This window comes from Halomicrococcus pelagicus (genome assembly GCF_051917725.1).
Lineage (GTDB): Archaea > Halobacteriota > Halobacteria > Halobacteriales > Haladaptataceae > Halomicrococcus.
This window is the reverse complement of the sequence record NZ_JBQBLX010000005.1, coordinates 348,404-361,621: the sequence shown is the minus strand read 5'-3', so window position 1 is coordinate 361,621 and position 13,218 is coordinate 348,404. Positions and strand designations below refer to the sequence as shown.

Annotated in this window: 19 protein-coding genes; 12 read left to right on the top strand and 7 right to left on the bottom strand. The window is 68.0% G+C overall.

The genetic code is table 11. The features are described from left to right. The first annotated feature begins 24 nt into the window (after positions 1-24). The 7 genes from ACTF4R_RS15880 to ACTF4R_RS15850 are packed head-to-tail and all read left to right on the top strand — an operon-like array spanning position 25 to position 4,116. Complete coding sequence (locus tag ACTF4R_RS15880; protein WP_440008840.1) at positions 25-699, top strand: plastocyanin/azurin family copper-binding protein; 675 nt, start codon at positions 25-27, stop codon at positions 697-699. Then, the gene (locus ACTF4R_RS15875; protein WP_433627898.1) at positions 700-1,086 is read left to right on the top strand and encodes a DUF7318 family protein; all 387 of its coding nucleotides are present in this window, start codon (positions 700-702) and stop codon (positions 1,084-1,086) included. Between the two features lie 2 nt (positions 1,087-1,088). Next, a complete protein-coding gene (locus tag ACTF4R_RS15870; RefSeq protein ID WP_440008839.1) occupies positions 1,089-1,937 on the top strand; it encodes a ubiquinol-cytochrome c reductase iron-sulfur subunit in 849 nt (282 codons plus the stop codon). Between the two features lies 1 nt (position 1,938). Then, on the top strand, positions 1,939-2,733 hold the full coding sequence (locus ACTF4R_RS15865) for a cytochrome b (RefSeq protein WP_440008838.1): 795 nt from the start codon (positions 1,939-1,941) through the stop codon (positions 2,731-2,733). A gap of 2 nt (positions 2,734-2,735) precedes the next feature. Further along, positions 2,736-3,494 carry a cytochrome b family protein gene (locus ACTF4R_RS15860; protein ID WP_440008837.1) on the top strand — a complete coding sequence of 253 codons (759 nt, stop codon included), beginning with the start codon at positions 2,736-2,738 and terminating at the stop codon, positions 3,492-3,494. Between the two features lie 12 nt (positions 3,495-3,506). Continuing rightward, positions 3,507-3,869: a DUF7315 family membrane protein gene (locus ACTF4R_RS15855; protein ID WP_440008836.1), complete on the top strand. Its 363-nt coding sequence runs from the start codon at positions 3,507-3,509 to the stop codon at positions 3,867-3,869. Beyond that, on the top strand, positions 3,862-4,116 hold the full coding sequence (locus ACTF4R_RS15850) for a DUF7314 family protein (protein WP_440008835.1): 255 nt from the start codon (positions 3,862-3,864) through the stop codon (positions 4,114-4,116). The genes ACTF4R_RS15855 and ACTF4R_RS15850 overlap by 8 nt, the downstream gene beginning before the upstream one ends. 120 nt (positions 4,117-4,236) lie before the next feature. On the opposite strand, the gene ACTF4R_RS15845 is transcribed toward ACTF4R_RS15850, so the two are convergent. Both ACTF4R_RS15845 and cdd read right to left on the bottom strand, forming a co-directional pair. Next, positions 4,237-5,055 (bottom strand): nucleoside phosphorylase, encoded by an 819-nt coding sequence (locus ACTF4R_RS15845; RefSeq protein WP_440008834.1) that lies wholly within the window; start codon positions 5,053-5,055, stop codon positions 4,237-4,239. 88 nt (positions 5,056-5,143) lie between these two features. Continuing rightward, positions 5,144-5,530 carry a cytidine deaminase gene (gene cdd, locus ACTF4R_RS15840; RefSeq protein ID WP_433627917.1) on the bottom strand — a complete coding sequence of 129 codons (387 nt, stop codon included), beginning with the start codon at positions 5,528-5,530 and terminating at the stop codon, positions 5,144-5,146. Between the two features lie 155 nt (positions 5,531-5,685). Between cdd and ACTF4R_RS15835 the strand changes: the two genes are divergently transcribed. From ACTF4R_RS15835 to ACTF4R_RS15820, 4 genes are all read left to right on the top strand, one after another. Then, positions 5,686-6,327: a DsbA family oxidoreductase gene (locus tag ACTF4R_RS15835; protein ID WP_440008833.1), complete on the top strand. Its 642-nt coding sequence runs from the start codon at positions 5,686-5,688 to the stop codon at positions 6,325-6,327. An 88-nt stretch (positions 6,328-6,415) separates the two neighbouring features. Then, on the top strand, positions 6,416-6,745 hold the full coding sequence (locus tag ACTF4R_RS15830; RefSeq protein WP_440008832.1) for a DUF7471 family protein: 330 nt from the start codon (positions 6,416-6,418) through the stop codon (positions 6,743-6,745). Beyond that, positions 6,742-7,254, top strand: coding sequence for a winged helix-turn-helix transcriptional regulator (locus tag ACTF4R_RS15825; RefSeq protein ID WP_440008831.1), 513 nt, complete (start codon positions 6,742-6,744; stop codon positions 7,252-7,254). Before ACTF4R_RS15830 ends, ACTF4R_RS15825 begins: the two co-directional genes overlap by 4 nt. Positions 7,255-7,285: 31 nt before the next feature. After that, positions 7,286-8,461 (top strand): NAD(P)/FAD-dependent oxidoreductase, encoded by a 1,176-nt coding sequence (locus ACTF4R_RS15820; RefSeq protein ID WP_440008830.1) that lies wholly within the window; start codon positions 7,286-7,288, stop codon positions 8,459-8,461. Between the two features lie 46 nt (positions 8,462-8,507). Here the strand turns inward: ACTF4R_RS15820 and ACTF4R_RS15815 are convergent, their stop codons facing one another. The 4 genes from ACTF4R_RS15815 to ACTF4R_RS15800 form a co-directional block, all read right to left on the bottom strand. Then, on the bottom strand, positions 8,508-9,605 hold the full coding sequence (locus ACTF4R_RS15815) for a hypothetical protein (protein WP_440008829.1): 1,098 nt from the start codon (positions 9,603-9,605) through the stop codon (positions 8,508-8,510). Between the two features lie 105 nt (positions 9,606-9,710). Further along, complete coding sequence (locus ACTF4R_RS15810) at positions 9,711-10,253, bottom strand: DUF8215 family protein (RefSeq protein ID WP_440008828.1); 543 nt, start codon at positions 10,251-10,253, stop codon at positions 9,711-9,713. A gap of 135 nt (positions 10,254-10,388) precedes the next feature. Then, the gene (locus ACTF4R_RS15805; protein WP_440008827.1) at positions 10,389-10,955 is read right to left on the bottom strand and encodes a DoxX family protein; all 567 of its coding nucleotides are present in this window, start codon (positions 10,953-10,955) and stop codon (positions 10,389-10,391) included. Positions 10,956-11,190: 235 nt separating this feature from the next. Continuing rightward, positions 11,191-11,703, bottom strand: a complete 513-nt coding sequence (locus tag ACTF4R_RS15800; protein ID WP_440008826.1) for a halocyanin domain-containing protein — start codon at positions 11,701-11,703, stop codon at positions 11,191-11,193. A gap of 123 nt (positions 11,704-11,826) precedes the next feature. Here ACTF4R_RS15800 and ACTF4R_RS15795 point away from each other — a divergent pair, with 123 nt between their 5' ends. After that, a complete protein-coding gene (locus ACTF4R_RS15795) occupies positions 11,827-12,234 on the top strand; it encodes a MoaD/ThiS family protein (protein ID WP_440008825.1) in 408 nt (135 codons plus the stop codon). A 53-nt stretch (positions 12,235-12,287) separates the two neighbouring features. Here the strand turns inward: ACTF4R_RS15795 and ubaA are convergent, their stop codons facing one another. After that, the gene (gene ubaA / locus ACTF4R_RS15790) at positions 12,288-13,103 is read right to left on the bottom strand and encodes an SAMP-activating enzyme E1 (RefSeq protein WP_440008824.1); all 816 of its coding nucleotides are present in this window, start codon (positions 13,101-13,103) and stop codon (positions 12,288-12,290) included. Positions 13,104-13,218: the final 115 nt, after the last annotated feature.

The following is a 13,218-nucleotide window of genomic DNA, read 5'->3' as shown; positions in this document are numbered from 1 at the left end:
ATTCCCATCCTGAGTTCGGACTGTATGAAGAGGCGGGACTTTCTACTGGCGGCCAGCGGCGTGGCCGGCGGAACAGCCGCGACTGCGTCCGCTGCCGCCCAGGAGACGACGACGTCGGGAGGTGGTAACCAGTCGGGCGGCAACGGGACGACTGGTGGTAACCAGACCGGCGGCAACGGTACCAGCGGGAACAACTCCAGCGGTAACCAGTCGGAAGGGGGTGGCGGAGGCGGTGGCGGTCCGACGAAGACGGTGAAGGTCGTCGACAACGCGTTCGAGCCCCAGGAGATTTCCGTCACTCCCGGCACGACGGTGAAGTGGGTCTGGGAAGGGAACGGCCACAACATCGTCGTCCAGAACCAGCCCAGCGGTTCCAACTGGCAGGGGACGGAAGGCGGCGAGTCGAAGCTGTACGACTCGGGCCACACCCACGAGCACACGTTCGAGGCCACCGGGTCCTACGAGTACTACTGTGCCCCCCACAAGGCACTGGGAATGACGGGCACCATCACCGTCGGAAGCGGCGGCGGCGGTGGCGGCGGAGCCGAGGAGGAGGCCGACCCCGAGGAGATGGGCGTCGCGTTCCAGGCCCACTACGTCGGCATCGCGACGATTCTGATGATGATAGTCTCGCTCATCTACACGTTCTTCTTCCTGAAGTACGGCGAATCCGCACACACGAGCGGAGGTGGACAGTAAATGTCATCGACAGGTAACAGTTACGGCGACATCCACCGCTACGAACCGGCTCGCGAGAGCACGACGGCAGCTATCGCCATCGTCCTGTTGACGATCATCGAGGTCGTGTTCGTCGGCCTGTTCACCTACGGCCTCCTCAACGGCTGGGGGCTGTCGGAGGTCGGCAACATGTATCTCGGCGGTATCCTCGCGGTCGTGTTCATCGACCTCGCGTTCATCCTGATGCTGTACCGCAAGGAGTTCCTCCCCGACGTGATGATCGTCAAGAAGCGTCGTCGCAAGTGGGAGGACCTCTACGTGCGCGAAGGGCAGCAGTACGGTACCGAGTCGGTCGGTGACGCGTGGGAGCAGTTCAAGAAAGCAGTCTACCCCTACTACAAACGATAAAAATGGCAGAAGAGGACAAATATCCAGAGAGTACAGGTCGCCGTCGTTTCGTCAAAGGCGTCGTCGGCAGCGGGACGCTCGCTGCCGCCGGCGTCACCGGGGCGACAGCGTTGAAGGCGACGACCGCCCCGACCGGCGAAGGTGGCGGTATCACGAAGTTCATGGGGATGGAGAACACCGACGGTCCCGCTCCCCGCGGGATGCCCCAGGTCCCGATCGAGATCGACGACGAGGGTTACCTCAAGGGCATGATGCCGGAACCGAAGACCAAGGAGGTCCAGGGACGGGAAGTGACCGTCGCCGAGAAGGAGATCGGCGGCATCACCTACTCGCCCAAGTGGTTCCAGTACTGCGGCGTCCAGACGTACAAGGGCATCGACCCGGAGGCAGATCAGGACAACTACTTCCGGTACAAGGAAGGTGCCAAGTTCGACTGGCAGAGCCAGGAAGTCAGCGCGGGCGACAAGGTCCACGTCGACGACTTCAGCGACTACGAGAGCTGGGGGAACGGCATCGGGAAGTCCGGCCTCGGCAAGCCGGCGATGGTCACCTGGCGGTCCCAGGACGTTCCTGCGAGCGATACGATAACGGTGCAGATCATCCGGAGCAAGCGGGTCGAGAAGATGTCCGGCGAGAGCAAGTGGCTCAAGGAGAGCACGGAGAAGGGGTTCATCGCCAACCTGAACAAGTGCACCCACTTCTGCTGTGTCCCGTCGTTCAAGGGCATCCCTGGCTCCGCCAAGTTCGGCGCGGAGAACATGATATACTGCCCGTGCCACCAGTCGGTCTACGACCCGTACTCGATCGTCGAACTATCGTTCACGGCGCTACCCCGCCCGGGGGACGAGTGACATGAGCCTGGAACCAAAAGACGAACACGACCACGGCGAGTGGCTCAAGGAGAAGGACCTGACGCCGATAGAGTCGACGTTCCTCACGACGCTGATCTGGATGGACCGGCGGTTCCGCATCGTGGACTACCTGGAACTGCTGGAGACGCTGTACTACCGGGTCAACCTCCAGATGCCGAAGAGCCACACGGAACAGTACGGGCTGGACAACAAGTTCTGGTACTGGTACCCCCTCTACGCGCTGGGGAGCTTCTCGACACTCGCGTACGTGGTGGCCGCCATCAGCGGTGCGTTGCTCGGGTTCTACTACTCGCCGTCGACGGCAGGGGACCCATCGGCCGCGTACAACCAGCTAACCTTCATCATGACCGAGCTGAACTTCGGGTTCATGCTCCGGAGCCTCCACCGCTGGTCCGCGCAGGTGATGGTCGCCGCGGTGTTCCTGCACATGCTCCGCGTCTACTTCACGGGCGCGTACAAGGAACCCCGCGAGCTCAACTGGATACTGGGCATCGTGCTCATCAGCCTGACGATGGTGTTCGGGTACACCGGCTACCTCCTGACGTGGGACCAGCTGGCGTACTGGGCCGGCCAGATCGGCGTCGAGATGAGCCTCTCCATCCCGCTGATAGGCGAGTGGGTCGCCCAGCTGATATTCGGCGGGTTCAGCCCGGGACAGCCCACGCTACAACGGATGTACATCATGCACGTGTTCCTGCTCCCGTTCGTCGTGACCACGCTCATCGCGGTCCACATCGGCATCGTCTGGATGCAGGGCATCGCTGAACCACACTAACCATGACCGACGACAACGAACCGCAGACCGACGGAAGCGGCACCGGCATCGTCCCGCCGGACGACGAGACCCCCTCGTGGCTGGAGCGCAAGCAGCGCACGCAGGGGCTCTCCCGGCTGACGTACGAGTACTTCGAGCGGGCCCGTCGCGAGGACCAGGACCTCCGACAGGAGTCCAGCTACGTCGAGCGCGACGTGCTGGCGTTCCCGACGTGGCCCCACGAGATGATCAGGAACCTCTCCATCACGAGCTTCTTCGTGGGGATGATCCTGTTCCTCTCCGCGACGCTCCCGCCCCACCTCGGCGCGCCCGCGGACCCGAGTTCCACGCCGGCCATCATCCTGCCGGACTGGTATCTCTACTGGTCGTTCGGCCTGCTGAAACTCGGCCCGCTCAACCCCGAGCTCGCCATCCTCGGTGGCGAGAAGCTGATGGCGGACCGCACGTACGGCGTCGTCGCGAACGTCGTCGTCGTCGGCATCATCGCCATCGTCCCCTTCCTGAACAAGGGGAGCGCCCGACGGCCCGTCGAACAGCCGTTCTGGGCGGCCGTCGGCGTCTTCGGTATCACGTTCGCTCTCACCATCAGCGGACTGTCCATCAAGAACCTGCTGCCGATCGACTCTCACCTCGCGTTCGACCTGACGTTCCTGCTGCCGTTCGTCGCCGGCTTCATCAGCTACGCGGTGCTGAAGGCGATGCGCGAGGGGTACATGTTCAGCCTGAACCGGCGGTACTACCGACTCCGGCCGCCGAAATAACCCTCTTCTCTCATGCCTGCTTCCGGCGCAGACGACGACGAGTCCGAGAGGAGCGTCTCCGACGACTCCATCGTTCGGGAGACCGACGACGGCATCGTCGCGCGCGAAGTCGTCGTCCCGCTCCGGGTGTACAAGGCGGTGACTGTGTTCTCGACGCTGTTCGCGGTCGCGACGGTCGTCGGCGGGTTCATCGTACTCGACGTGGCGACGAACCGGGCGCGAGCGAGCTTCGAGGAGATGAACGTCCCGCTGGCGTTGGCCGGACTGGCGCTCATCGTCGCCGGCTCGGTGGTGTACGCCTTCTCGACCCGGTTCCGGGCCGAGGGAATGGGAAAGCCTAAAGACGACTCCAACGAACAGTCGAACAATGGCTGACGAATTCGCCAAGGGGCTCGGGATCGCCACGACGGCGGGCCTGGCCTGGATGGTCATCTCGGGCTGGTACACGACGCCGGGGTTCGAGGACACGCAACTCATCGGCGAGGTTCCGGAGGGGCTCGGCCTGTACGGCAACCTCGCGATCGTCCTGCGGGAAGTGTTCTTCTGGCTCGCCATCTTCGGGATGCTCCTGTTCTGGGTGGTCATCCCGGCGTTCCAGAAGGCCCGCGAAGAGTACGCGTAACGACCGACGAACGTCCCGCGTCTCCGTCTCCTCTTCTGCTGCGGCGAATCGTCTCGTTCTCTGCCGACCGTCCGAATCGCCCGTACGGTCCTCGACGGCGCGAGCGGAGCGGACGTCCCGCTACTCCAGCGAGAGGCCGGGATGCCAGCGGTCGACGCCGGCGTCGGCCTTGACGTCGTCCATGCGCGAGAGCAACTTCACGGCGAGACTCGCCGTCTCGGCCGCCCGGTGTTCGCCTTCCGTCCGGAACTCGCCGGTTTCGCGGTTGGCGTACACGGAACAGACCGCGCCCGCCCGGAGGCCGTAGACGCTGGCGATGGTCATGATGGCGCTCGCCTCCATCTCGATGTTCTTCACGTTCGCTTCCTTCAGGTGTTCGACGAGTTCCTCGCTGCCCTCGGCGCGGAACCCTTCGAATCCGGGCCGCCCCTGACCGGCGTAGAAGCTGTCGGCGCTCATCGTCACGCCCGCGTGGTAGTCGTAGTCCAGTCGTTCGGCGGCGGCGACGAGCGCCGCGACCACCTCGTAGTCGGCGACGGCGGGGTAGTCTTCCCGGACGTACTCGTCGCTGGTTCCCTCCTGGCGGACGCCGCCGGTCGTGATGACGAGGTCGCCGACGTCCATCTCCGGCTGTATCGCGCCGCAGGAGCCGACGCGGAGGAAGGTGTCCGCGCCGACGCGGGCGAGTTCCTCGACGGCGATGGCGGCGGACGGACCGCCGATACCCGTCGAGGTCACGGAGACGGGCGCGCCGTCGTACTCGCCGGTGACCGTGCGGTACTCGCGGTGGCGAGCGACCTCCTCGGCCTCGTCCCAGAACTGCGTTATCTTGTCGACTCGCTCGGGGTTGCCGGGGAGCAACACGGCGTCGGCGACGTCGCCTTCGCCGACTTCGAGGTGGTACTGCACGTCGTCGTTGGGGTCCTCGCTGTCGTCCATGCCGGCCCATCGCTCCCGGCCGAAATATGTTCTTCCGTCTACGGCGCGGCCGGAGTCGTCGCGAGCCAGTCGCGTTCGTCCGGCGTCCCTACCCGAGCATCTCCTCGGTGATGGTGTTCGGCAGGAGTTCGCCGAGCGCGTACTCGCTCGTACCGTCGCCTTCGTCGCAGACGACGGGGAAGTCGTCGTCGCAGAACTCCGCGAGCGTCTGCCGGCACATCCCGCAGGGGGTGACGCCGTCCCGGCGGGCGGAACTGACGGCCAGTCGGTCGAACTCCCGGTGGCCCTCCTTGACCGCCTCCGCGACGGCGACCTCCTCGGCGTGCAGGGAGTTGCTGTAGTTCGCGTTCTCGATGTTACAGCCGACGTACACCGTGCCGTCCGCGGTCCGGAGCGCCGCCCCGACCGGGTAGTCCGAGTAGGGGACGTGTGCGTTCGCCTGCACCTCGCGTGCGGCCTCGAGAAGTTCGTCCATACCGCTACTGCGTGACCGCGCCTCAAATAACGAGCGGAGGCGGTCGTCGCCCGGGGAGCACGCCCGCCCGCGGTGCCCGGGCCCGTCTCGGAGCAGAGCCGGCGCGCGTTTCCCCTGCCCCGCGACTTTTCACCCTGTAGCGGCTACGACCGACGATGAGCCAGCAAACCGCGACCGACACGCTCGTCGTCTACAGCGATTACGTCTGCCCGTTCTGTTACCTCGGCAGGGCGTCGCTCGAACGGTACCGGGAGCAACGCGACGACCCGCTGGACGTGGAGTGGCGCGTCTTCGACCTCCGGGGCGGCAAGCGCGACGACGACGGGGAGATAGACCACGACGCCGACGACGGCAAGGACGAGGAGTACTACGAGCAGGCCCGGCAGAACGTCGAACGCCTGCAGGAGCGCTACGACGTGGAGATGTCGATAGACCTCTCGCGCGACGTGGACTCGTGGAACGCGAACAAGGCCGCCGTCCACCTCCGACAGACCCACGACGCCGACGACGCTCGCGCGTTCCACCACGCCGTCTTCGACGCGCTCTGGCAGGACGCCCGCGACATCGGCGACCCGGACGTGCTGGCGGACCTCGCCGAGGACGTCGGCCTCGACCCCGACGAGATTCGCGACGCGGTCGACGACGACGGACTCGACGCCGAACTCCGGGAGCGCTTCGACGCGGCGCGGCGAGCGGGCGTCCGCGGCGTTCCGACGTTCGCCGCCGACGAGCACGCCGCGAGCGGTGCCATCCCGCCGGAGCAGCTCCGGCGGCTCGTCGAGGGGTCGGACGCCTGAGACGCCACGCCGTCGCTCGAACCGGCGGTCGGAACGACGGAACCGGAACCGAGCCCCTGACGTTGGTCCGGTGCGTAGGCCGACGTAGATGGTACTGCTCGTCGCGTCGACGCCCCTGCACGCGGTGCCGGCGAGCGGCCCGACCCTGTCGGCGCTGCTCGCGCTGGCGGCGCTCGGGTCCGTGCTCGTGCTCGCGCTCGCGCTGGCGGCGCTGCGACGCCGGCGCTCGTTGCCGTACGCCCTCGTCGCCCTGGCGTTCGCGGCGCTCTCGGCCCGGGCACTCGTCGGCGCGCTGACGATGACCGGCCACCTCGGGCCGTCGACCCACCACCTCGCGGAGCACGGGCTCGACGTCGCCGTGGTCGGCCTGCTCGTCGGCGCGGTGTACTACGCACGGACGGTGGAGCGAGAGCTATGACCGACCAGGGAACGCGCATCCGACGTCGCGTCGATTCGAAACCCGGCGTCCACTTCAACGCGCTCGTCAGGGGGCTGGACCTCGCGCCCGGGCAGGTCCAGTACCACCTTCGGGGCCTGCTCGCCGACGACAGGGTCGTCCGCGAGCAACTGTACGGCAAGACCCACTACTACCCGCCGGAGTACGACGACTGGGAGCGTGCCGCGCTGGCGCTGCTGCGGCGCGAGACAGTCCGGGACCTCCTTCTCACGCTGCTGGAGCGCGAACGAGCGCGGCCCGCGGACCTCGCCGAGGAACTCGACGTCGCCCGGAGTACGGTGGAGTGGCACGTCGGTCACCTCCAGGAACAGGACCTCGTCGAGAAGCGCCGGGACGACCGCAACCGGGTGACGCTCGTCCCGACGCATCCCGAGCGGACGACGCGCCTGCTCGCCGCAATCGAACCGTCGCTGCCGGAGCGCATGGTCGACCGGTTCACCCGCCTCGTCGACGACCTGTTGGCCGAGTAATATTTCCGTCGAGGTCGCGTACCGTTCCCGGATGGGGTCCAGCGAGAGCGTCGCCGTCGTCGGCGGCGCGATGGGCGGACTGGCCGCGGCCCACCACCTCGCGGCCCGGGGCCGCGAGGTGACCCTGTACGAGCGCCAGCGCTACGACGAGAAGCGAGTCAACTGCGGGGAGGCGATGACGGCCGCCTCGGCCGTCCCGCTGGCGAAGACGCCGGAGAACGGCTTCCTCAATCCCGTCCCGGCGTTCGAGGTGAGCGTTCGCGTCGACGGCCGCCACCTCGGCACCGGAACCTTCCCCGCCGAGGACGGGTTCGTCACCGACAGGAACGCCGTGGAGCGCGCGTGGGCCGAGCGGCTCTCGGCGCGAGGCGTCGCGGTCGAGGCGGGCCGCGGCGTGACGAAGGACGAGTTCCGGGAACTGGGCCGCGAACACGACCTGGTGGTCGACGCCACCGGTCAGCCGTCGCTGGCGAGCAAGGTCCGGAGCGCGACCGACGAGTACGCCGGGTGGATGGTCGCGCTCAATGCCGACGCGACCGGCGACTTCGCCGACCTCCATCCTCGCGCCCGCATCGTCTTCGAGGGGTATCTCGGATACGCGTGGGCGTTCCCGAAGAGCGAGACGCGCGCCAACGTCGGCGTCGGGTGGCACGATCCGCCGGAAGACTACTTCGCCGCCCTCCGGTCGGCCTGCGAGCGCAACGGGTGGCCCGTCCCCGACCGCGCCGCGACCAACGTCGACGTCATCCCGCGCGGGCCGAGTCTCGACCCGGAACGTCTCCACCTGCCGGAACTGAACGCGGTCCGCGTGGGCGACGCCGCCGGAATCGCCAACCGCTTCACGGGCAAGGGCATCTCGCAGGCGATTCACTCGGCCCGGCTGCTCGCCGACTGCGTCGCCGCGGGCCGGGTCGCCGACTATCCGCGGCGACTCCACCGCTCGATGCGCGCGGAGTACCTCCTCTCGTCGCTGGCGACGTCGGTGATCGCGGCGGGCCGGTCCGACCTGCTCGCGGCGATGCTCGACGCCGCGTCGGGCATCGACATCGAGGAGGTCGACCGTCGGGCACGGAAGGCGCTGTCGCGGCTCCTGCGTCGTCCCGTGCTGGCCGCGCGACTGTTCGCGGTGCCCGCCGTTCGACGGGCGGTGTGGACGGCGGCGCGGAACGACTGGGAGTACCGCCGCCGCCGTTCGCCGGGTCGGTGAGTCACGACCGGGCGACGGAGTCGGTCGCCACCCCACAGAGGGGTCGCTACGCGCTCTCGACGCCGAAGTAGGCGAGGTTGCCCGCGAGCAGCGCGACGCTGCCGACGAAGAAGAGCGCGCCGACGGGCGAGGCGAGGTCGACGAACAGCCAGTACAGCGGCGCGGCGGCGGACGGGCCGACCGCGACGACCGCGAGTTCCGAGACGATAGGACCGCAGCAACAGCAGGCGTTCGGCGCGGCGACGGCGGCGGTGCCCGTCGTCGCCTCGGTCGTCCCGGCGCTCGCGTCGGCGAGCCACTGCCGTGCGACGACGGCTCCGTTCAGACCGACGAGCACCGCCACGACGCCGACCTGTATCGCCATCCCGAGCGAGACGACGCCGCTGGTCGGGACGGAGGGGAAGTAGAACTCGACCGCCGACCAGTAGACGAGCGGGTTCGCTACCGGCGCGACGGTCACGAACCGGTGGGTCGGCATGTTGACGCCGTGCTCGGGGACGAAGGTGATCATCCCCATCGAGAACATGAAGAAGAGGCCGGCGAGCACGCCCGTTCCGATGCCGAACCGGCGAGCCGCGCCGTCGCGGAGGACTCGCGCGAGGGGCTCGCGGGCGTCCCGGTAGAGGACGTACCCCACGGCCAGTGGCAGGGCGACGACGAGCAGGTAGCCCGCGGGGTTCGTCCGACTGCCGAGCATGGGGTAGGCGACCCACATCCCCAGCAGCGCGCCGAGCATGGCGAACCGCGGGCGGTCGGGGTACTTCAGCCGACCGGCGACGAGGCTGACGAGCGCGATACCGACGCCGACTGCGAGCGTCAGCGGGCCGTACCACGCGCGAGCGATGGGCATCTGGGAGGCCCGCAGCGTCTCGACCGGCGACAGTTGGACGAGACCGACCGCGCCCCCGGCGGCGACCACGAGACCGAGGAAGACGCCGCCGAGCGCGGAGCTTCGCGGCACGTCGCCTCGACCCAGGAAGACGCTGCCGGCGACGACGACTACCCCTGCGACCAGCACGGCCAGTGCGAGCCACTGGGGGTACGGTCGGGGGTGACCGCCGCCGTGGGCCGCGGCGACGCCGGAGAGGGCCGTCAGCCCGCCGAGCGCGGAGAGAAGTAGTCCCCGTATCGATGCGGTTCTCATGCCTGGGCGTTGCGGTCGGACGGGCATGTAAACTCCGGATTCGTCGAGTGACGGTCTCGCGTCCGGGGCGCTCCGGCGGCGGCCGGTCCGGGTACGGCGGGGTCGCTATCGGGGCCTCGCCTTCCAGGCGTCGACGTACGCAGACGCGACCCGGTAGTACTCCTCGGCGAACCGCGGAAACGCGCCGACGGCGAGCGCCGCGACGGTCGCCGCGAACGCCACCGACTCCAGCGGGAGGGCGAACTCCACGGCGAGCGCGCCGCCGCCGTAGGCGGCCACCGCCAGCGCCACGCCGAAGTAGAAGACGCGGAAGACGACCAGGAGCGGGGTCACCGACACCCAGCCGGGAACCGAGGTGCCGAGCGGGGTGACCCAGCCGCCGCGAATCGCGGCGGCACCGACGACCATCGTCGTCCAGGCGACGAGGGCGGCGGTCTTGACGCCCGCGTACCGGTTGGTCGCCGTCGTCGCGACGTGCCAGAGCACGGGGAGACCGGTGAGCGAGACGTCGGCGAACGCGTACACGAGGTCGTCGATGAAGCGGCCGACGCCGTCCTTCTCGACGGTCGTCGTCTTCCCGAGGCCGTACCAGGAGCTACGGCGGGCGCTCCGCGCTGGTCGCGTCTCCCTGCCCGGCGGGTCGCCCATGATACGGACCTACACGGTCGACGATAATAGAACTCCTGCCGACGCGGGGAGGCGAGGCTCCGCGTCACGCGGGAAGAGAACGCTCCGGTCCACGTCGGGACCGCGAAAATCAGTCGGCGAGGGTGCGGGCCGCGCTCATCCGAGCACGTACCGCAGCGCCGGGTAGCGCTCGACCAGGGCTTCGCCGTCGACCTCGTACTCCTCGATGATGCTGTCCAGCCCGAGGATGTGGCCAGCGCCGAACGCCGCGACGGCGAGGAACACGAGCATGTAGGCGAAGTCGCCGTTGATGAACCCGTGTTCGACGCTCCAGTTCCCGAGGTAGAACGTGAGCATCATGAACGCGCCGAAGAACGCCGCGAGGCGGACGAACGCGCCCACGAGCAGGCCCAGTCCGATGAGGAACTCGCCCCACGGGACCGCGACGTTCACGAAGTCCACGAACCAGGGGGTCGTGCCCATCCAGTTGAACAGCCCGGTCGCGGGGCTGGCCGCCGGGACGTTGGTCAGGTAGCCCGCCGCGTCGAACGGTTCGGCCGCCGCGATCTTCGTCCACCCCGAGTGGAGGAACGCGTAGCCCATCATCAGCCGGAGCGCGAGGACGAACCACGCGCTCAGGCTGTGCGCCTGGCCGCGGACCGTCAGGCCGCCCAGCTTGCTCTCGAACGTGTTCGCTCCAGTCTCGATTTCGTTAGTTGCCATCGTCGGTCACCTTACAGGTACATCTTGGACGGAAGATTGCATATAAGTAGAGAGTCGTTCTCACGACACTGGAACCGTTCCCGCCCCGTGAGAACGAGCCCGCCCCTCGGCCGTTTCGACGGTGCGTCTCGTCGTGATTCGGCGTCGCTCGTCTCCCGTCCGTGCGTCGGCCGACCACGGGTGAGCTCCGACGGGTGAACCGACCGGCTTCCCCGCCGCCACCCCGTCGGTCGTCTCACTCGACGACGATAGCGCCTTTCATCCCCATCGCCTTGTGGGGGTTGCAGTAGTACTTGTGCGTTCCCGCACTGTCGAAGGTCTGTTCGAACGTCGCGCCCTCCTCGGACATCATGTCGCTCTCGAAGTCGCCGTTCTTCGCCACGACGTTGTGCATGCTGCCCTTACCGGTCCACTTCCAGACGACCGTAGTGCCCTTCGAGACCTTCACCGCCGCCGGAGAGAAGGCGTTGTTACCGCTGTTACCCTTCGTCCCGACCTTCACCGTCACCTTCTTCGAGCCCGTTTCGTCGGTTACGCCGTCGAAGTTGGTCACGCCGTCGAACCAGCCGCCGAACTCAGACGACGAGGACTGGTCGCCGCCGTCGGTGGTCGTTGCGCCTTCACCGCTGTCGGTGGTCGTTCCGCCGCCGTCGCCGTCCGTCTGGCCCCCCAGACAGCCGGCCAGCAGGCTCGTGCTCGTCGCCGCGATACCGAGGGTCTTCAGGTACGTGCGTCGATCTGATCGCATCTGTATCACTCGCTTTCGACTTTCGAGGCCGTACAAAAGACGATGGCTCCGGTTCCCGACGACTGGGAACGGACGAACATGTTCGGCAGTCGAGGTAGGTGCCGGCGAGACGTACCGGGTCGCATGAACGACAGCACGACCGTCGCTACCGCGGACGACCCGGGCGACGAAACGGCGACGACCGTGACGGTGCGCTGTACGGGTCACGTCAGGACCGCCATCGGCGAGTCCCGCCTGGAGTTCAGCTTCGAGGGCTCGACGCTCAGGGAGTTCCTCGACGCCTTCTTCGAGGAGTACGACGTCGCCGACCTCATCATCGCCGAGACGGAGGCGGACGCGACGACCCGTGGCTGGGCCGAGGTGAGCGACCTCCCGGGGACGTGGCGGAAGAACCCCGAGGGCGAACAGACCCGCACGTACGCCCGCGTGACGGTCGACGGCCGGTTCAACGAGCACCTGGACGGACTGGACACCGAACTGCGCGACGGCGACCGGGTCGCGCTCATGTACCCGTTCATCTTCTGCTGCTGACGACCGTCGGGGATCCCGACCGCCTTGCGCGTACCGCGACGGCGCGCCGACGGTCAGTCCGCGTTCACCGCACAGGAGTCGTCGGCGTAGTCCACGTCGGCGACGGAGTCGATGGGGTCCTCGCCGCAGACGGGACAGTCCGGATTCTGTCGGTACTCGACCTCCTCGAAGCTCATGGCCATCGCGTCGTAGAACAGCATCCGCCCTTCGAGGAGGTCGCCGACGCCGACGACGGCCTTGACCGCCTCGGTGGCCTGCACGCAGCCGACGGTCCCGGGGAGGACGCCGAGGACGCCCGTGCTCGCGCAGTCGGCGACCATCCCCTCCGGAGGCGCTTCGGGGAACAGGCAGCGGTAGCAGGGGCCGCCGGGCGTGACGGTGGTGACCTGCCCCTCGAACTTGTAGATGGCTCCGTGGGAGAAGGGGACGTCGGCGAGCGTGCAGGCGTCGTTGACGAGGTAGCGCGTCTGGAAGTTGTCCGTCGCGTCCACGACGAAGTCGTAGCCGTCGACTAGTTCCTCGACGTTCCCCGGTTCGACCCGCGTCTGGTGGCGCTCGACGGTCACGTCGGGGTTCAGGTCGGCGACGAACTCGGCGGCGCTGTCGACCTTCGGCCGGCCGACGTCGTCGTCGCCGTGGACGACCTGGCGCTGGAGGTTGCTCCGCTCGACGACGTCGTCGTCGGCGACGCCGAGCGTCCCGACGCCCGCGGCGGCGAGATACTGGATGGCCGGCGAGCCGAGACCGCCGGCGCCGACGACCAGCACCGACGCGTCCAGCAGCGCCGCCTGGCCGTCCGTGCCCACCTCGTCCATGATGATGTGCCGGGAGTAGCGGTCGAGTTGCGTCGCGTCGAGCGAGAGACCCATACGCACGCTTGGCGGTCGTTCGACATAAACGCGTGGTCCGGCAGCGACGTCGCGACGAGCCGCCCGAGTCGGTCGTGCGAGCCACCCCGTACGCGGGGCGGACGAAGGACCGCCG